Here is a 16257-nt window from a genome sequence, read left to right as displayed (position 1 = left end):
TTAATTCAATTAAACGAAAAAAGGAGCTTGCACCAAATAAGCCAAGCTCCTTTCCATACATTTATTTCTATCGACGTTCTTTGATACGTGCTGCTTTACCACGCAGATTGCGAAGATAGTACAGTTTAGCGCGTCGAACAATTCCACGACGGGAAACTTCAATCTTTGCAACTCGAGGTGAATGCAACGGAAATGTACGTTCAACACCAACACCGTAAGATAGTTTTCTTACTGTAAATGTTTCACTGATTCCGCCGTTTTGCCGCTTAATAACAACACCTTCGAAGACCTGAATACGCTCACGTGAACCTTCAACAACTTTCACATGAACTTTTACAGTATCTCCCGGACGGAAATCAGGATGATCCGTGCGAAGCTGATCTTTTGTGACTTCTTCAATCAGTTTTTGCATCCTCTGTCACTCCTTCCAAACCAATGCTCATATCCGGCTACGGGAAAGCGGAACATCGTTTTTACGACTTAAAGCAGATACTTTAAGAACAACAATTAATATACCATATTGATGATACGAGTTCAACAATATTTTTTACTTCTTTTTGATCTTTTCCAGGATTTTCTGATCCTTTGCCGATAATGAGGTTTCATCGATTAAGTCTCTGCGCCTTTCATACGTTCGCTGTAGTGATGCTTCCCTGCGCCATTCATCGATTTTCGCATGATTCCCGGAAAGAAGAATATCCGGAACTTTCATTCCTCGGAAATCTGCTGGACGTGTATAATGCGGATGTTCCAGCAAACCGGTGGAAAATGAATCTTCCGGTGCTGATTCCTTGTTGCCCAATACATCAGGCAACAAACGAACAACACTATCAATAACCACCATTGCACCAAGCTCTCCGCCGGTTAACACATAGTCACCGATTGATATCTCATCTGTGATCAAGTGTTCGCGAATCCGCTCATCGTACCCCTCATAGTGTCCGCAGATAAATACCAGATGCTCCTCAGCGGCCAGTTCTTCCGCCTTCTTTTGATTGTAAGGAGCGCCTTGGGGACACATTAAAATAACTCTCGGTTTTGTATCCCGTTCTTTTTTGACTTCTTTGACCGCATCAAATATTGGCTGCGGTGTTAATACCATCCCTGCGCCGCCTCCATATGGATAATCATCCACTTTCGAATGTTTATTTTCCGTATAATCCCGAAAATTCACTAGACGGTAGCTATATTTTTCATTTTCGTACGCTTTTTTCAAGATGGAATGGTTAAACACGCCCGAAACCAATTCAGGGAACAATGTTAAAACATCAATATGCATTAGTCCAACAGTCCCTCCATCGGTTGAATAACCACTTTCTTAGCCTCGATATCCACATGTTTCACAACATCCTCAATATACGGAACCAACACATCTTTTCCTTTTTCTTTTTTCACAACCCACACATCATTGGCACCAGGAGATAAAATTTCACGGATGACACCTATTTTTTCACCAGCCCTGGTAAATACCGTACATCCAATAATCTCATGGTAGTAAAATTCGTTCGCATCCAGTTCAGTAAGTTGCTCTTCCGTAATTTTCAAGTAACAGCCTTTAAAATGCTCAACGTAATTTATGTTGTCGTATCCTTTAAAACAAATCAGATCATAGCCTTTGTGAATTCGATGTGAAGCTATCTCCAATTTAAGCAGCTGTTCGCCATCTTGTTCCAGATACAAATGATTCCCAGGCATAAAACGCTCTTCAAAATCTGTTATCCGAAGTACTTTTACTTCACCTTTAACACCATGTGTATTAATTATTTTTCCTGCATTAAACATTTTTTCAGTCATGATTTCACCTGCTACTCATCGATACGGATTACGACGTCATCTTTAATGACAATCGCAGTTTCTTCCATGATCTCTTCCCAATGCGAACCTTCTTTTACTTCAACAAGAGCTTCAACTTCTTTTTCGGTAATTTCACTGCCGATTTCAAGCATATCCAATTGTTCCATTTTAAAATCAACCAGCTTTATCTTTTCTTTGCGGTTTTTGATCTCTTGCTGAAACCGCTGGGATAGCTCCTGTTTGGAGACACCGGATTTATTCAGTAATTTGCGCTGCTCAAATAACAGCTGTTGACACTCTTGTTCAAGCCGCATTTTATGATCATAAAACTTCTTATGCAACTTTTCCTTGCTTTTCTCTGTCACAATTTGTTTAATCAAAACTTTTTTTATTATTTGCACTACTGTTCCCCACTCTCATAAACAGTCTAGGTACAAGTGTTTAAAAAGGGAAAGGTATACCCTCTCCCTTTACATAATATCCAAATAAATTCGTTTATTGGCATCCGATTTTGCTGCATATACAACTGTACGGATTGCCTTGGCAATACGGCCGTTCTTGCCGATAACCTTACCGACATCGTCCTCATTAACCGTCAGATGATAGACTATTTTGGTCTCTTCCTCTGTTTCCGTGACAACGATGTCTTCAGGATGATCGACTAATGGTATCACAATAGTTTCAATTAGGGCTTTCATGATATCACACTACTTTACTATTGATTTTTCTGGTCGTGGAATTTTTTCATGATGCCTTCTTTTGAGAAAAGGTTACGAACTGTATCACTTGGCTTAGCGCCTTTCGTCATCCAATCCAATGCTTTTTCTTCATCTATTTTCACTTCAACTGGATTAACAACGGGATTGTAAGTTCCTATTTGTTCGATCAGTCGGCCATCACGTGGAGAACGTGAATCAGCAACGACTACGCGATAAAATGGATTTCTTTTGGATCCCATACGCTTTAAACGGATTTTCACTGCCATGTTTTTGCACCTCCAATAAATATGTTTTACACAATTTTAGATTCTAACAGAAAGCAAATGGTCTGTAAAGTGTTTTTGCATTACAACACTAAAAATTAGTGTACCACTGCTAATTAAATCTGGTACGCACAAACCTCAAGACAACTTAAGGTTTCGGTTCCGCCTTCCTACATAAACGGAAACTTCATGCCGCCTTTGCCTTTTTTGCCTTTTTGCATTCCAGTCATTTGTTTCATCATTTTTTTCATCTCATTGAATTGTTTCAGTAATCGGTTTACTTGTGAAACGGAAGTACCGGAACCTTTGGCGATTCGTTTTTTCCTGCTTGCATTCATAACACTTGGGTCCTGGCGCTCTTTCTTGGTCATCGATTGAATAATCGCCTCAACATGTGAAAGCTGTTTTTCATCAAGCTGGGCATTTTTCAGACCTTTCATTTTATTGGCGCCGGGAATCATGGCCATCAAATCTTCCAATGGTCCCATGCTTTTAACCTGCCCCATCTGTTCCAGGAAATCATCGAACGTAAATGACATCGTACGCATTTTTTCCTCGAGTTCTTTTGCCTGTTTCTCGTCGACATTCGTCTGAGCCTTTTCGATCAGTGATAGCACATCACCCATGCCAAGTATTCTTGATGCCATTCGCTCCGGATGAAACGCCTCCAATCCGTCCAGCTTTTCACCGGTACCAGCAAACTTGATTGGCTTATCTGTGACAGCTTTAATGGACAGTGCTGCACCACCGCGTGTATCACCGTCAAGTTTCGTTAATACGACACCTGAAATATCAAGTTGCTCATTAAAACTTTCGGCAACATTCACAGCATCCTGACCGGTCATAGCATCAACCACCAGGAAAATTTCATCTGGTTTAACCGCATCCTTAATTTGAGCCAATTCATCCATTAACTCATGATCGACATGTAAGCGCCCGGCAGTATCGATAATGACATAATCGTTGTGCTCTGCCTTCGCCTGCTCGATTGCCTCCGTCGCTATATCGACCGGATTCGCATCTGTTCCTTTTGAGAAAACCGGCATACTGAGCTGCTGCCCCAATGTCTCCAATTGGTTTATCGCAGCCGGACGGTAAATATCACACGCTGCCAGGAGAGGGGTCCGATTATGTTTCTTTCGGAGATGGTTAGCAAGCTTACCAGTAGTAGTTGTTTTACCTGCCCCCTGCAAACCAACCATCATAATGACGGTTGGCGGACGGTCAGCTACCGCAATCTTGCTCTGCTCACCACCCATCAATGTTGTTAATTCTTCTTTAACCACTTTAATAACCTGCTGGCCGGGTGTAAGACTCTCCATTACTTCCTGCCCGACAGCACGTTCCTTAATTCGCTTAATCAAATCTTTTACGACTTTGAAGTTTACGTCAGCTTCAAGCAAGGCAAGGCGGACTTCCCGCGTCATTTCCTTAACATCTTGTTCGGAAACCTTACCTTTCCCTGTGATTTTTTTCATCGTGCTTTGTAAACGGTCGGCCAATCCTTCAAATGCCATAGAAGGTGTCCTCCTAATCTAATTCTTGTAATTGCTTTACCAATGTTTGTATCCTCTCATACGCTGCTGTTTCTTTATCCAGTTTGATTAAAATCTCCTGTCGTTCCTGGAATTTCGAATATAGTTTCAGCTTTGATTCATAGGATTCAAGCATTTTCTCTGTACGTCTGATATTATCGTATACTGCTTGACGTGATACCTGCAGTAATTCGGAAATCTCACCAAGCGAATAGTCTTCCAGATAGTACATTTCCATATAATTGCGTTGTTTAGGGGTTAACAGTTCCTGGTAAAAATCAAACAAATAATTGATTCGCGTTGTTTTCTCCAACAATTTAAGCACCCCTTGTTAAGTGAAATCCCTTTACAAAAGCAATACTATCATTATTCGCCGCTATCTTCAAGAAGATCGGCAAATAATCCATACACGAATGCATGGGCATTAAACTCCCTCAAGTCCTCCATTTTTTCACCCAGGCCGGCAAACTTAACCGGTATTTGAAGCTCATTGCGGATTGCGAGTACAATCCCGCCTTTTGCGGTTCCATCAAGTTTTGTCAGAACAATTCCGGATACATCAGTTGCTTCCGCAAAAGTCTTCGCCTGACTCATCGCATTTTGTCCGGTAGTGGCATCCAGAACGAGCAACACTTCATGTGGTGCACCAGGTACTTCTCGCTCGATTACCCGTTTAACTTTTGCCAATTCATTCATCAGGTTTACCTTGTTTTGAAGACGCCCGGCAGTGTCACAGATCAGAACATCCGCATTTCGTGATTTTGCTGCCTTGATTCCATCAAAAATCACAGCTGCCGGGTCACTGCCCGCGCCCTGTTTAATAACGTCAACCCCGGCACGCTCTCCCCAAACATCAAGCTGTTCAATTGCACCGGCGCGAAATGTGTCTCCGGCTGCCAACACAACATTTTTGCCTTCCTGTTTTAATTTATGGGCAAGTTTACCAATTGACGTTGTTTTACCTACTCCATTTACTCCAACAACAAGAATAATCGATAACTCCCCGTTCTGCATATTCAATTGTTCCATTTCTTCATCATCATCGCCGTAATAAATTTCGACCAGCTTTTCCGAGATTACCTCCTTCACCTCTTTGGAGTCTTTGATGTTTTGTCGTTTCACTTCCATTTTCAACTCATCAATCAAATCCATCACAGTAGAAACGCCTACATCTGCGGCAATCAGAATTTCCTCCAATTCTTCAAAGAAATCCTCGTCTACTTTACGGTAGCGGGCAATTAAATCATTGATTTTTCCGGAAAAGGAATTACGGGTTTTTTCCATGCCTTGCTTATATGTTTTGGAAACTTCTTCTGTTTCCTCACTTTGCTTAAATTTATTTTTGAGTTTGTCCATGAATCCCATAAACGCTGCTCCTCCTTATGAGTTTACTAGCTCTTTTGTATCTTCAAGTCTGACTGATACCAGTCTGGAAACACCGGATTCCTGCATTGTGACACCATACAAAACATCAGCTTCTTCCATTGTGCCCTTCCGGTGTGTTATTACAATAAATTGTGTTTTTTCACTATATACCTTGATATATTTAGCGAACCGTGAAACGTTTGCTTCATCCAAAGCTGCCTCCACCTCATCCAGCACACAAAATGGAACCGGACGAACTCGCAAAATAGCAAACAGTAATGAAATCGCCGTCAGAGCCCGTTCACCGCCTGATAAAAGTCCGAGATGCTGCAGTTTTTTACCAGGAGGCTGTGCAATAATATCTACCCCGGTATCCAGCAGATTCTTGGGATCTGTCAGTTTTAATTCAGCTCGTCCACCTCCGAATAACTGTTGAAACACCTGGGTAAATTCTTCTTTGATCTGATTGAACGTATCTCCAAATCTGCTCTTCATTTCTTCATCCATTTCGGCAATTACCGAGTATAACGTTTGTTTCGCCTCGACAAGATCGTTTTGCTGTTCGGATAAGAATCCATAGCGTTCCGAAATGCGTTCAAATTCCTCAATCGCTCCCAGATTAACCGTTCCGAGCTGCGTTATCCCCCGGTTAAGCTGTTCAACAATGGACCGTGTTTGATCCGGATCCTCCGTCTTATCATACGTTTTTTTCGCCTTTTCAAAAGTAATCATGTACTCGGTTTGCAGTTTGGATAATCGATTCTCCAATTCGACATCAAGCCGGTTTGTCTTCACTTCTTTTTCCTGGATAGACTGGACAAATGCCTGATGTTTTTTATTTTCTTCCTTCAATTCCCGGCCCTGATCCTGAATTCGTTGTGTACGTTCCAATCTATCGGATCGCAGTTGCTGAATTTGTTCTTGTATGGATTCCTTCTCGGCTTTAACGCTTTGCAGGTTCTGGTCAATCTCCTCTTCTGTTTCGGAGGTATGTTGCATATCAAGCAGGTCTTCCAATTCAACTGTATAGGCTGAAAATTGTTCATTCATCCCGTTCAGCTGCTCCTTGATGCTGTTTCTCTTTTCACGCTGGCTTTTCCAACGTTCTTCCTGTTCCGCGAATTTGACCCGTTCAGCTTGTAAATCATGTTGGATTTGTTCTCTGTTTTCCTGTAATTCTTCTTTTTCCGCAGTTCGATCATTTATGTGACGCTGAATCTCTTTTAGTTTTTCAGCAAGTTCGTTTAAAGCTCCCTCCAACTGTTCATCACGGTTTTGAAGATCCTTCCTGTCCCGATCAAATTGTTGGTTATCCTGATCATAAAATGAGAGATTTTCGTTTAATGATCCAAGCTTCATTTCCGTTTCCTTGTATGCTGTGCGAATATCATGCAGTTTCTGTTGTTCTGCAACAACCGTTTGTTCCTTTTCCTGAAGTTCCTGTTCCAATTTTTCGATCGCCTGTTTTTGCTTGTGTACTTTGTCCTCGAATGTATCCGTTCGTTTTTGGTAGTCATTTAGCTTGTGACTGATTTCCTGCAAATCTTTTTCCCTGGTAAACAATGATTGATTCGTTTTCTTTTTTGCCCCGCCGGACATAGATCCCCCGGGATTGACAACGTCCCCTTCCAATGTAACAACCCGATTTCTCCTGTTTACAATAGCAGCAATCTCATTAGCATCCTTTAATGTTTTTGCAACAAGAACATGCCCCATTAAATGCTTTACTGCTGTTTGAAATTCACTCGAAACCAATTCTGACGCAACCCCAACATATCCTTCGTGTTGTTCCACTTGCATCCGTACATCTTTTGGAATGAAACGCGGCTGAATGGATCCCAGCGGCAGGAAAGTCGCACGTCCGCTGTTCGTTTTCTTCAGCCAGGTGATTGCTTGCCGTGCAAATTGATCATTATCTACAACAACATGCTGCGCCTGTCCGCCCAATACCGTCTCAATAGCGGTAATATATTTTTTCGGGACATCAATTAACTCAATTACCGCGCCATGAATTCCGCGCAGTTTTTTATCCTCGCGTGCTTTTAAAACTTCTTTAACCCCATAAAAGAACCCCTGAAAATCTTCCTTCATATCTTCCAGCATTTCTTTCTTGGATTTTAGCTTTTCAAGATATTGAAATCCTTGATAAAGCTTTGTCTGCGCTTCTTGAAAGGATGTTCGTTCATTGTTTAATTTATCTTTTAACTTCTGGAATGAAGCAGACAGTTCGTTATAGTTTTGTTCTTGCGCAGTCAATTGATTATTAAGTCTATCCTGTTGAGTGGATAACGTGTTTCGCTCATCAAGAAGCGTTGCATACTTTTCTGACTTGCGGTGCTTTTTTCCTGAGATTTGCTGCAGTTGTTCCTGAATTGACTGTTTTTCATTTCGTTTTGCGGCCTGATCATTAAGGTATTCAATATAATCTGATTTCAGTTCCTCAATTTGGTCGGCCAAACTGTCTGTTTCCGTTGTGAGTTTTGTTTCCAGTTGGGATACAAGCTGTTTTGTATGATTCCGACTTTCCTGAATATCGGACAACTTTTTGTTCTCTTCCCTTAACTCAGCTTGAAGTCTTTCAATCTTACTGGCCGCCTCACCTTTTTGTGTTTCCAGTTTCTGCTTATTCTCATCGAAATGTTTTGTACGTTCATGAAATAGCTTTTTCTTACTCTCAAACCGCTCAAGTTTTTCAGTAGAAGAAAGCAAATCTGCCTGTAGTGATTCAATTTTATCGTCAATATCCTGAACTTGCTGACGTTCATTCTCCAGCCTTGATTCATGTTTCTGGATAGTCGTTTTCATATTGATTTCGTTTAGCTTGTCATTTTCCAGATCGTTAAGCATAGATTGCCATGTCTCATGAAGCTGTTCAATTTCGGTTACAAGCAATGATATTTCATGCCGCTTCAGCTGTTCTTTCTTTTCCAGATATGTTTCCGCAGTTTCTGCCTGTTCCTTCAACGGGCCTATTTGCTGTTCAATTTCATGTATAATATCTTCTACACGATTCAGATTTTCCTGTGTTTCCGCCAGTTTATATTCTGCCTTCTTTTTGCGTTGTTTATATTTCAGAACACCGGCTGCTTCTTCAAAAATGGTACGGCGCTCTTCCGCTTTAGAACTTAATATTTCCTCTACTTTACCCTGACTGATAATGGAGAATGCTTCCCGACCAAGTCCGGAATCCATAAATAAGTCGATAATATCCTTCAAACGACATGATTGCTTATTTAGATAGAATTCACTTTCTCCTGAACGATATACCCTTCTTGTTACGCTGACTTCTTCATAGTCCAGCGGCAGGCCTTTATCACTATTTTCAAGAACAAGTGTTACTTCGGCAACATTGAGGGGCCTTCGTGTATCACTGCCCTGAAAAATAATGTCTTCCATTTTTGATCCACGCAACGACCTTGCCGACTGCTCGCCCAGTACCCATCGTATCGCATCTGTTATATTGCTTTTCCCGCTTCCATTGGGACCGACTACAGCGGTGACGCCAGGAACGAAATCTACGTTGATTCGCTCGGCGAAAGACTTGAATCCAACACTTTCCAATCGTTTCAAATACATTTTTATTCTCCATTTCCTGCAAGAGGATTTTTCATTTATGTACCATATACCATTTGGTTTTTTAACGCATTTATTTTATCATAAAGAAAGAAACAAAAGAAGGCATATCAGGCATATAAATGACTTATTGCGCTTCTAAAATCAAAATAGACAGAGGTGTTTACATGAATTTGGAAAATCCGTCTCAAGAAAACCTGAAATTTATTCTTGATGAACTTGCTGATAATCTGAAGGTCGTTAACCGTGAGATTATGGATCCGGATGATTATGATCTGGAAAAATATGGTGAATTAAAACTAATGTACGATATGATCAAACAAAAAGGACAATTAAGCGCCTCCGAAACACAGGCGTTCATCGATGAATTACGTTCAGTAAGGAAAAATGCTTAAAATTGGTATTAAGTGCTATCATCAACTTTCTTTTCGAAAATAGTTTTCTTTTCCCAAACGATAATGGCTGCCGTTCATCGGCAGCCATTTATCAGTTTGTTCTTATTCAAATTTATCCAGAGCATCTTTCGCTGCCCGCTGTTCAGCTTCTTTTTTGGTGCGCCCTGATCCGCTTCCAGCCATATCATCCTTAATTAAGACTTTGGCAACAAACTCCTTGTTATGGGAAGGTCCCTTTTCACCTGTAATAACGTATTCAATACTTTGATTCCGATGCTGTTGGACAAGCTCCTGAAGCTGACTTTTATAATCCATCGCATGCGAAAAAGCACCTGTAGTGATCTTCGGAAAAACAAATTTCTCTAAAAAATTCATGGCTTCATCATAACCTTGATCCAAGTAAAGCGCCCCTAGAAATGCTTCAAAAACATCCGCCAATAATGCTGGACGCTCACGCCCTCCTGTCTGCTCTTCACCTTTACCCAACAAAATATGTTCACCAAAATTCAATTCACGTGCAAAATTAACAAGCGATGGTTCGCATACAATGGATGCGCGCAGTTTCGTTAAATCTCCTTCAGCCATTTTTTGTTTCGTTTTGAACAGGTACTGAGATACACCCAGTTCCAGAACGGCGTCTCCCAAAAATTCCAGTCGTTCATTATCCGAAAACTTCTTATCACGATGCTCATTCACATAAGATGAATGTGTAAATGCCTGTTTCAGCAAGTCATGGTTGTTAAACGTAATACTCAGCTTTTCCTGTAATGCTGAAAAGTTCATGTTTATAATCACCACTTTTCATTCTTCATATCATCATTTCAACAAAACAAATACACGGAAAGCCCCGCATTTGCGAGACTTTCTGAACATTAATAGTTAGGATTGAGTACTGTTTATGTAATTAACAGCATCACCCACTGTATTAATTTTTTCCGCTTCTTCATCAGCGATTTCCATATCAAACTCATCTTCAAGCTCCATTACAAGCTCAACAACATCCAAAGAATCCGCTTCTAAATCATCTTTGAAAGAGGCTTCCATGGTCACTTTGGATTCGTCAACATCCAAACGGTCCACGATGATATCTTTTACTCGATCAAATACATCTGCCATAATACTTCACCTCCTTTCAATAGTCTGATTAGTACAGTTATTGTCTTTTATTACTGCCCAGTTTCAATCCCCGGCACTTTTTGCTTTCAAACTACATGACCATGCCGCCGTCAATATGAATTGTCTGGCCGGTAATGTAACTCGCATCATCTGATGCAAGAAAGCGGACGACCTTTGCCACATCTTCAGGGGTACCAAGTTTTGCAAGCGGAATAAGTGCAAGCATGCTTTCTTTTTGCTCGTCTGTCAAGGCATCTGTCATATCGGTGGAAATAAAACCGGGAGCAACTGCATTGACGAGAATATTCCGTGAAGCAAATTCCTTTGCGGTCGATTTCGTAAGACCGATAACACCGGCTTTAGCAGCGACATAATTCGCCTGTCCGGGGTTTCCGCTCACTCCAACTATGGATGCTACATTTACGATTCGGCCGTATTTCTGTTTCATCATTTGTCTGGAAACAGCTTTCGTACACTGAAACACGCCTTTCAGGTTCGTATTGATGACTTGATCAAATTCTTCATCTTTCATTCGCATTAACAAATTGTCCCGGGTAACGCCGGCATTATTCACCAGGATTTCGATGCTGCCAAATTCACTGGCGGCTTCCTTCACCATTGATTTAACTTGTTTCTCATCGGCAACATCAGCCTGTACTTTAAATGATTTTACACCCAATTGCTGAATTTCATCAACTACAGATTGTGCTTTTTCTTCATTTCCAGCATAATTAACGGCAACATTCGCTCCCTTTTTTGCCAGTTCCAATGCGATGGAACGGCCAATTCCCCTGGATGCTCCAGTTACAAGTGCGTTCTTTCCTTCAAGCATTATGATTCCTCCCTGTACCAGGTTAGAAATTCCTGTAAAGAATCGGGGTCCTGTACAGCAAATGTTTTAACACTGCGGTCGATTTTTCGTACCAAACCGCTTAGAACCTTACCTGTACCCACTTCCACAATTGCATCAACACCTTCTTCAACCATACCGCGAATGGATTCCTCAAAACGAACCGGTGAATACAGCTGCTGAATGAGCAAGTCCTTGATCTCTTCTTTTTCAGTTTCCGGATTGGCTGTAACGTTTGCATAGACCGGAATACTTGCATTGTTAAAATCAATTTCATTCAATTCTTTCGAAAATTGCTCGTTTGCCGGTTTCATAAGTCTTGAATGAAAAGGACCACTGACATTAAGCGGTAAAACACGTTTTGCACCATTGTCTTTTAATAAAGCTGATGCCTTCTCAATGCCTTCTTTGGATCCGGAAATGACAATCTGTCCCGGACAATTCAAATTTGCAACATCTACTGCTGCATCATCCGGCAAGTTCTGTAATACTTCTTCAATATTCTCCTGTGACATGCCAAGTACTGCTGCCATGGATCCCTGACCCTTAGGAAAAGCCTCTTCCATTAACCTGCCTCTTTTGGCCACGAGTGGCAATGCACCCTCAAATGAAATAGCCCCTGCAGCAACCAATGCGGTGTATTCTCCCAAACTGTGACCGGCTGCCATAACTGGCTGCACTTCCTCTTTGACTAACAGCATATGGGCGGCAATGCTTGATAACAGTAATGCAGGCTGGGCATTTTCCGTCTCGGTCAGTTCTTCTTTAGGACCTTCGAACATAAGTTTTGAAATGTCCTTTCCCAGCAATTGATCTGCTTCATGAAACAATTCCTTTACTTCCGGGTACTCATCATAAAATGCTTTTCCCATGCCGACTGCTTGTGAGCCTTGACCGGGAAACATAAACGCGATGCGCTTCATTCGTTCTCCCCCTTGTCCAAATCTTTTATAGTCGATTGTATTGTATCCGTTACATGGTGATCCACCATATGGGCTGCCTGTTTAATCGCATTATAGATTGCACGGCTGTTTGATGACCCATGTGCTTTAATGACAGGTGCCGCGAGCCCAAATAATCCTGCACCGCCATATTCGGAGTAATCGAGTTTATTCTTCAGGCCGCTTAAGTCACTTTTCACCATGCCTGCTGCAATTTTCGTCTTCATCGATGACATGAATGTTTCCTTAAGCATGGAAAACATTGTCATCGCTGTGCCTTCTATTGTTTTTAGGGCGATATTTCCGCTAAAGCCATCCGTCACAATCACATCAGCCACCCCGCCCAAAATATCACGTGCTTCCACGTTGCCAATGAAATTAACTGGAGCAGCTGATAATTGTGCGAAAGCCTTTTTAGTCAGATCGTTTCCTTTCCCATCTTCTGTTCCAACATTTAAAAGACCTACCCGCGGCTTTTCAATGGAGCGGACCTTTTCACTGTAAACAGAGCCCATGATGGCATATTGGACTAGGTGATGTGCCTTTGCATCGACATTTGCTCCTACATCGAGCAGCAGGAATCCTTTGCCGTCCATCGTCGGCAACGTTGGGCTCAATGCCGGACGATCAATTCCAGGAATTCTTCCCACTACAAACAAACCTGCACTCATTAATGCGCCAGTGTTCCCGGCTGAAATGCATGCATCGGCTTTACCCTCTTTTACTTCCTTCGCTGTCAGTACCAGTGATGCATTCTTTTTCCTTCTTACCGCCCGGACAGGCTCATCATCAGCAGTAATCACTTCATCTGTATGGATAATCGTTATATTTTTCGCTGCACCATTTAATGATGCTTTAATTTTTGTCGCATTTCCAACCAATGTAATATTCAAATCGCTAATACGGGAAACTGCTTCCAGTGCACCTGAAACAATTTCATCAGGGGCATGGTCGCCTCCCATAGCATCAATTGCTATTCTCATTCGGATTGTCTCCTTTATGATCGTGTGATCTGTACATGTGAAATAATCCGGTAAAAACCTTCTCATTATCTACAAAACTATTGACCCGAACAATGGTCAATCCCTTTTCACTGTTTCCTTCCACTATAGCCTTTGCGACAACACGCTCCCCTTCTTTTACCTGCCGCATAAACTTCAGTTCGGATTTTGCCGTTAATGCCAGTTCGTCATTGATTACTGCAACAGCAAGTGAATTTGCCTGTGCAAACAAATGATGCCCCCGTGCAATCTTATTCCTGGAGAAGACATGTTCCTTCCCAATAACTAAAATGGATATCGCACGTCTGTCCAATTCAAGATCAATGATGTCCCCGATTACTTCATCCAGGGGAAGTGCCTTAACAGTTTCATTCCACTGGTAGGTTGCTACGGATTTAATCCGTTCACGCAATTCCGGAATCGCAAGTTCCATCCGGTCAAGCCGTATCGTCTGTATGCTTACACCGAATTTTTGGGCAAGATTTTCATCCGTAATAAAAGGTGTTTTTTCAATCGTTTCTTTCAATAAGTGCTGCCGCTTTACTTTACTGATTTTCATTAGTTGCGCACCATCCATATCAATTTAGCAATTCACATTAAAACTATGACTTGGTACTAATAGTAATATATAATACCACATAAGAATATGCAACCTATCCATTAATCAAGTTTGTCACGAAGCATTTGCTCGTTTTCCAAACGGATGCGTAACGGATAAAATGCGGCATTTTCATCCAGCAGATTGTGTTCAATAATTTCCTGCGCATCCTGTCTTGCTGTTTCCAGCGCACGGTAGTCATGGATCATATCAGCAACCTTAAAATCAGGAAGACCACTCTGTTTTTTGCCAAAAAAATCTCCCGGACCGCGCAGCTTGAGATCCTGTTCAGACAGTTCAAAACCATTGTTTGTTTCCGTCATAATCCGCATTCTTTCCTTGCCTGTTTCCCCTTTTGGATCAGCAATCAAAATACAATAGCTTTGTTTCTCACCACGGCCAACTCTTCCCCGCAACTGGTGAAGCTGGGAGAGTCCAAACCGTTCCGCATCATAAATAACCATAATAGTAGCATTTGGAACATTGACCCCAACTTCAACTACAGTGGTGGATACTAATACCTGTACTTCATTTTCGGCGAATTGTTTCATCGTTTCTTCTTTTTCATCGGAAGAAAGGCGTCCATGCATAAGTCCGACAGTTAAATTTGATCCATAAAATTCTTCGAGTTGATTATAAAGATCAACCGCATTTTGAATATCCATTTTATCCGATTCCTCAATGAGCGGACAAATAACATATGCCTGTTCACCCGCTGATACCCGTTTTTCAATAAATTGAAGAACACGTTCAAGTGTATTCTCTTTTGCCCAGTACGTTTCAATTTCTTTCCTGCCTGATGGCATTTCATCAATCGCAGATACATCCATATCCCCAAAAGCGGTAATTGCCAATGTACGTGGGATAGGAGTGGCGGTCATAAACAAAACGTCCGGATTTAGTCCTTTATCCCGTAATGTGCGGCGCTGCTCAACTCCGAATCGGTGCTGCTCGTCAACAATCACAAAACCAAGATCAGCAAAATTCACGTCATCCTGTATAAGTGCATGTGTACCGATTACGATATCTGCCTCGTGCTCCTCAATAGCAGCAGTTAATTCCTTTCGTTTTTTCCCTTTCACAGATCCAGTCAATAAAACAATTGATGCCTTTTCTCCAAAGAGCTCTGTCAATGATTCGAAATGTTGTTCAGCCAATATTTCTGTTGGCACCATCAAGGCACCTTGTTTTCCGGAAGTTAATGCTGCATAAAGGCAAATAGCAGCCACCGCTGTTTTCCCTGACCCAACATCACCTTGCAAAAGTCTGTTCATACGATAGGCCGATTTCATATCAGCCAGAATCTGATTGAGTGATTTTTGCTGTGCATTTGTTAACGTGAAAGGAAAGCTGTCAATAAAGTCACGAAGCAAGGCAGCATCATAATGCTGTGCATTCCCGTGCGTAGACTCTCTTTTCAGTTTACGCAATAACTGCATTTTAAGCTGGAATAGTAAAAACTCTTCATAAATGAAGCGGCGTCTTGCATGTTTCAAATCAATCCTGCTATTGGGAAAATGCATGGTCACAAGTGCATCCCGTCGAACGGGAAGCTTATACGACTCCAAATACTGCTCGGGCAAAATTTCATCTACCGTATTTGCATAATCCCTGATTCCGGTCTTAACTGCTTTTTTCAGCTTATAATTGGTAACATCGCCTTTTAGTGAATACAATGGTTGGATTTCTGCCTGCTCTGCCGCCGGACCTTTTTTGTAATTGCTGACGGTAATCTGCAGACGATGTGCATCCCATTTCCCGGTCAATGTCATCGTATCGCCCGTATTAATTTGTTTTTTTGCAAATGCCCGATTAAACATAACCGCCTTCACGGCAATTCCTTCCACCTCAACATTAAAAGCCAGGCGTGATTTTTTCTTTCCATAAAAATTGAGGGAAGGCTCATGGAGCACCTTCCCCTCGATGGTTACTTTATCTTCATGAATTAATTCGCTAAGCGGTTTTATTTCAAATACATCATAACGGTAGGGGAAATAGTTCAGCAAATCTCCCACCGTATAAATTTTCAAAACGGACAAGTCTTCGGCGAATTTTTCACCTACCCCCGCTATTGCTGTTACCGGTTCACTTAGCATATTTCATCACT

18 protein-coding genes are annotated in these 16257 nt (G+C 41.6%); 1 reads left to right on the top strand and 17 read right to left on the bottom strand.

Features of this window, described 5'->3' with window-relative positions:
* Nucleotides 1-67 precede the first annotated feature (67 nt).
* The 10 genes from rplS to smc form a co-directional block, all read right to left on the bottom strand.
* Nucleotides 68-412 (bottom strand): 50S ribosomal protein L19, encoded by a 345-nt coding sequence (rplS, locus tag B1K71_RS09095; protein WP_077326155.1) that lies wholly within the window; start codon nucleotides 410-412, stop codon nucleotides 68-70.
* A gap of 135 nt (nucleotides 413-547) precedes the next feature.
* Nucleotides 548-1279, bottom strand: coding sequence for a tRNA (guanosine(37)-N1)-methyltransferase TrmD (trmD, locus tag B1K71_RS09090; protein ID WP_077326153.1), 732 nt, complete (start codon nucleotides 1277-1279; stop codon nucleotides 548-550).
* A complete protein-coding gene (gene rimM / locus B1K71_RS09085; RefSeq protein WP_077326151.1) occupies nucleotides 1279-1794 on the bottom strand; it encodes a ribosome maturation factor RimM in 516 nt (171 codons plus the stop codon). Before rimM ends, trmD begins: the two co-directional genes overlap by 1 nt.
* 11 nt (nucleotides 1795-1805) lie before the next feature.
* Nucleotides 1806-2195: a YlqD family protein gene (locus B1K71_RS09080; protein ID WP_077326149.1), complete on the bottom strand. Its 390-nt coding sequence runs from the start codon at nucleotides 2193-2195 to the stop codon at nucleotides 1806-1808.
* Between the two features lie 69 nt (nucleotides 2196-2264).
* Nucleotides 2265-2492, bottom strand: coding sequence for a KH domain-containing protein (locus B1K71_RS09075; RefSeq protein WP_077326147.1), 228 nt, complete (start codon nucleotides 2490-2492; stop codon nucleotides 2265-2267).
* Nucleotides 2493-2509: 17 nt separating this feature from the next.
* A complete protein-coding gene (gene rpsP / locus B1K71_RS09070; protein WP_077326145.1) occupies nucleotides 2510-2779 on the bottom strand; it encodes a 30S ribosomal protein S16 in 270 nt (89 codons plus the stop codon).
* A gap of 167 nt (nucleotides 2780-2946) precedes the next feature.
* Nucleotides 2947-4293 carry a signal recognition particle protein gene (gene ffh, locus B1K71_RS09065; RefSeq protein ID WP_077326143.1) on the bottom strand — a complete coding sequence of 449 codons (1347 nt, stop codon included), beginning with the start codon at nucleotides 4291-4293 and terminating at the stop codon, nucleotides 2947-2949.
* 13 nt (nucleotides 4294-4306) lie between these two features.
* Entirely contained in the window at nucleotides 4307-4627 is a 321-nt protein-coding gene (locus B1K71_RS09060) for a putative DNA-binding protein (protein WP_077326141.1), read from the bottom strand.
* A 50-nt stretch (nucleotides 4628-4677) separates the two neighbouring features.
* Complete coding sequence (gene ftsY, locus B1K71_RS09055; protein WP_077326139.1) at nucleotides 4678-5676, bottom strand: signal recognition particle-docking protein FtsY; 999 nt, start codon at nucleotides 5674-5676, stop codon at nucleotides 4678-4680.
* A 15-nt stretch (nucleotides 5677-5691) separates the two neighbouring features.
* Nucleotides 5692-9252 carry a chromosome segregation protein SMC gene (gene smc, locus B1K71_RS09050; protein ID WP_077326137.1) on the bottom strand — a complete coding sequence of 1187 codons (3561 nt, stop codon included), beginning with the start codon at nucleotides 9250-9252 and terminating at the stop codon, nucleotides 5692-5694.
* Nucleotides 9253-9416: 164 nt separating this feature from the next.
* Between smc and B1K71_RS09045 the strand changes: the two genes are divergently transcribed.
* Nucleotides 9417-9644 (top strand): DUF1128 domain-containing protein, encoded by a 228-nt coding sequence (locus B1K71_RS09045; RefSeq protein WP_077326135.1) that lies wholly within the window; start codon nucleotides 9417-9419, stop codon nucleotides 9642-9644.
* Nucleotides 9645-9746: 102 nt separating this feature from the next.
* Here the strand turns inward: B1K71_RS09045 and rnc are convergent, their stop codons facing one another.
* The 7 genes from rnc to recG form a co-directional block, all read right to left on the bottom strand.
* The gene (rnc, locus tag B1K71_RS09040; protein WP_077326133.1) at nucleotides 9747-10427 is read right to left on the bottom strand and encodes a ribonuclease III; all 681 of its coding nucleotides are present in this window, start codon (nucleotides 10425-10427) and stop codon (nucleotides 9747-9749) included.
* Nucleotides 10428-10523: 96 nt separating this feature from the next.
* Nucleotides 10524-10760: an acyl carrier protein gene (gene acpP, locus B1K71_RS09035; protein WP_077326131.1), complete on the bottom strand. Its 237-nt coding sequence runs from the start codon at nucleotides 10758-10760 to the stop codon at nucleotides 10524-10526.
* A gap of 91 nt (nucleotides 10761-10851) precedes the next feature.
* A complete protein-coding gene (fabG, locus tag B1K71_RS09030) occupies nucleotides 10852-11592 on the bottom strand; it encodes a 3-oxoacyl-[acyl-carrier-protein] reductase (protein ID WP_083954086.1) in 741 nt (246 codons plus the stop codon).
* Nucleotides 11592-12533, bottom strand: a complete 942-nt coding sequence (fabD, locus tag B1K71_RS09025) for an ACP S-malonyltransferase (protein WP_077326127.1) — start codon at nucleotides 12531-12533, stop codon at nucleotides 11592-11594. Before fabD ends, fabG begins: the two co-directional genes overlap by 1 nt.
* Nucleotides 12530-13534 carry a phosphate acyltransferase PlsX gene (plsX, locus tag B1K71_RS09020; protein WP_077326125.1) on the bottom strand — a complete coding sequence of 335 codons (1005 nt, stop codon included), beginning with the start codon at nucleotides 13532-13534 and terminating at the stop codon, nucleotides 12530-12532. Before plsX ends, fabD begins: the two co-directional genes overlap by 4 nt.
* Nucleotides 13518-14111 (bottom strand): transcription factor FapR, encoded by a 594-nt coding sequence (gene fapR, locus B1K71_RS09015; RefSeq protein WP_077326123.1) that lies wholly within the window; start codon nucleotides 14109-14111, stop codon nucleotides 13518-13520. The genes plsX and fapR overlap by 17 nt, the downstream gene beginning before the upstream one ends.
* Nucleotides 14112-14212: 101 nt before the next feature.
* Nucleotides 14213-16246, bottom strand: coding sequence for an ATP-dependent DNA helicase RecG (recG, locus tag B1K71_RS09010; RefSeq protein WP_077326121.1), 2034 nt, complete (start codon nucleotides 16244-16246; stop codon nucleotides 14213-14215).
* Nucleotides 16247-16257 lie beyond the last annotated feature (11 nt).

Source organism: Virgibacillus siamensis, from assembly GCF_900162695.1.
Lineage (GTDB): Bacteria > Bacillota > Bacilli > Bacillales > Amphibacillaceae > Lentibacillus > Lentibacillus siamensis_A.
Note: the sequence above shows the minus strand (reverse complement) of the source record. Positions and strands in the feature narration are given on the sequence as shown.

Excerpts from the sequence above, each read along its gene's own strand:
- rplS (WP_077326155.1), bottom strand. The coding sequence starts at position 412 with ATGCAAAAACTGATTGAAGAAGTCACAAAAGATCAGCTTCGCACGGAT.
- trmD (WP_077326153.1), bottom strand. The coding sequence starts at position 1,279 with ATGCATATTGATGTTTTAACATTGTTCCCTGAATTGGTTTCGGGCGTG.
- rimM (WP_077326151.1), bottom strand. The coding sequence starts at position 1,794 with ATGACTGAAAAAATGTTTAATGCAGGAAAAATAATTAATACACATGGT.
- B1K71_RS09075 (WP_077326147.1), bottom strand. The coding sequence starts at position 2,492 with ATGAAAGCCCTAATTGAAACTATTGTGATACCATTAGTCGATCATCCT.
- rpsP (WP_077326145.1), bottom strand. The coding sequence starts at position 2,779 with ATGGCAGTGAAAATCCGTTTAAAGCGTATGGGATCCAAAAGAAATCCA.
- ffh (WP_077326143.1), bottom strand. The coding sequence starts at position 4,293 with ATGGCATTTGAAGGATTGGCCGACCGTTTACAAAGCACGATGAAAAAA.
- ftsY (WP_077326139.1), bottom strand. The coding sequence starts at position 5,676 with ATGGGATTCATGGACAAACTCAAAAATAAATTTAAGCAAAGTGAGGAA.
- smc (WP_077326137.1), bottom strand. The coding sequence starts at position 9,252 with ATGTATTTGAAACGATTGGAAAGTGTTGGATTCAAGTCTTTCGCCGAG.
- B1K71_RS09045 (WP_077326135.1), top strand. The coding sequence starts at position 9,417 with ATGAATTTGGAAAATCCGTCTCAAGAAAACCTGAAATTTATTCTTGAT.
- rnc (WP_077326133.1), bottom strand. The coding sequence starts at position 10,427 with ATGAACTTTTCAGCATTACAGGAAAAGCTGAGTATTACGTTTAACAAC.
- acpP (WP_077326131.1), bottom strand. The coding sequence starts at position 10,760 with ATGGCAGATGTATTTGATCGAGTAAAAGATATCATCGTGGACCGTTTG.
- fabG (WP_083954086.1), bottom strand. The coding sequence starts at position 11,592 with ATGCTTGAAGGAAAGAACGCACTTGTAACTGGAGCATCCAGGGGAATT.
- fabD (WP_077326127.1), bottom strand. The coding sequence starts at position 12,533 with ATGAAGCGCATCGCGTTTATGTTTCCCGGTCAAGGCTCACAAGCAGTC.
- plsX (WP_077326125.1), bottom strand. The coding sequence starts at position 13,534 with ATGAGAATAGCAATTGATGCTATGGGAGGCGACCATGCCCCTGATGAA.
- fapR (WP_077326123.1), bottom strand. The coding sequence starts at position 14,111 with ATGAAAATCAGTAAAGTAAAGCGGCAGCACTTATTGAAAGAAACGATT.
- recG (WP_077326121.1), bottom strand. The coding sequence starts at position 16,246 with ATGCTAAGTGAACCGGTAACAGCAATAGCGGGGGTAGGTGAAAAATTC.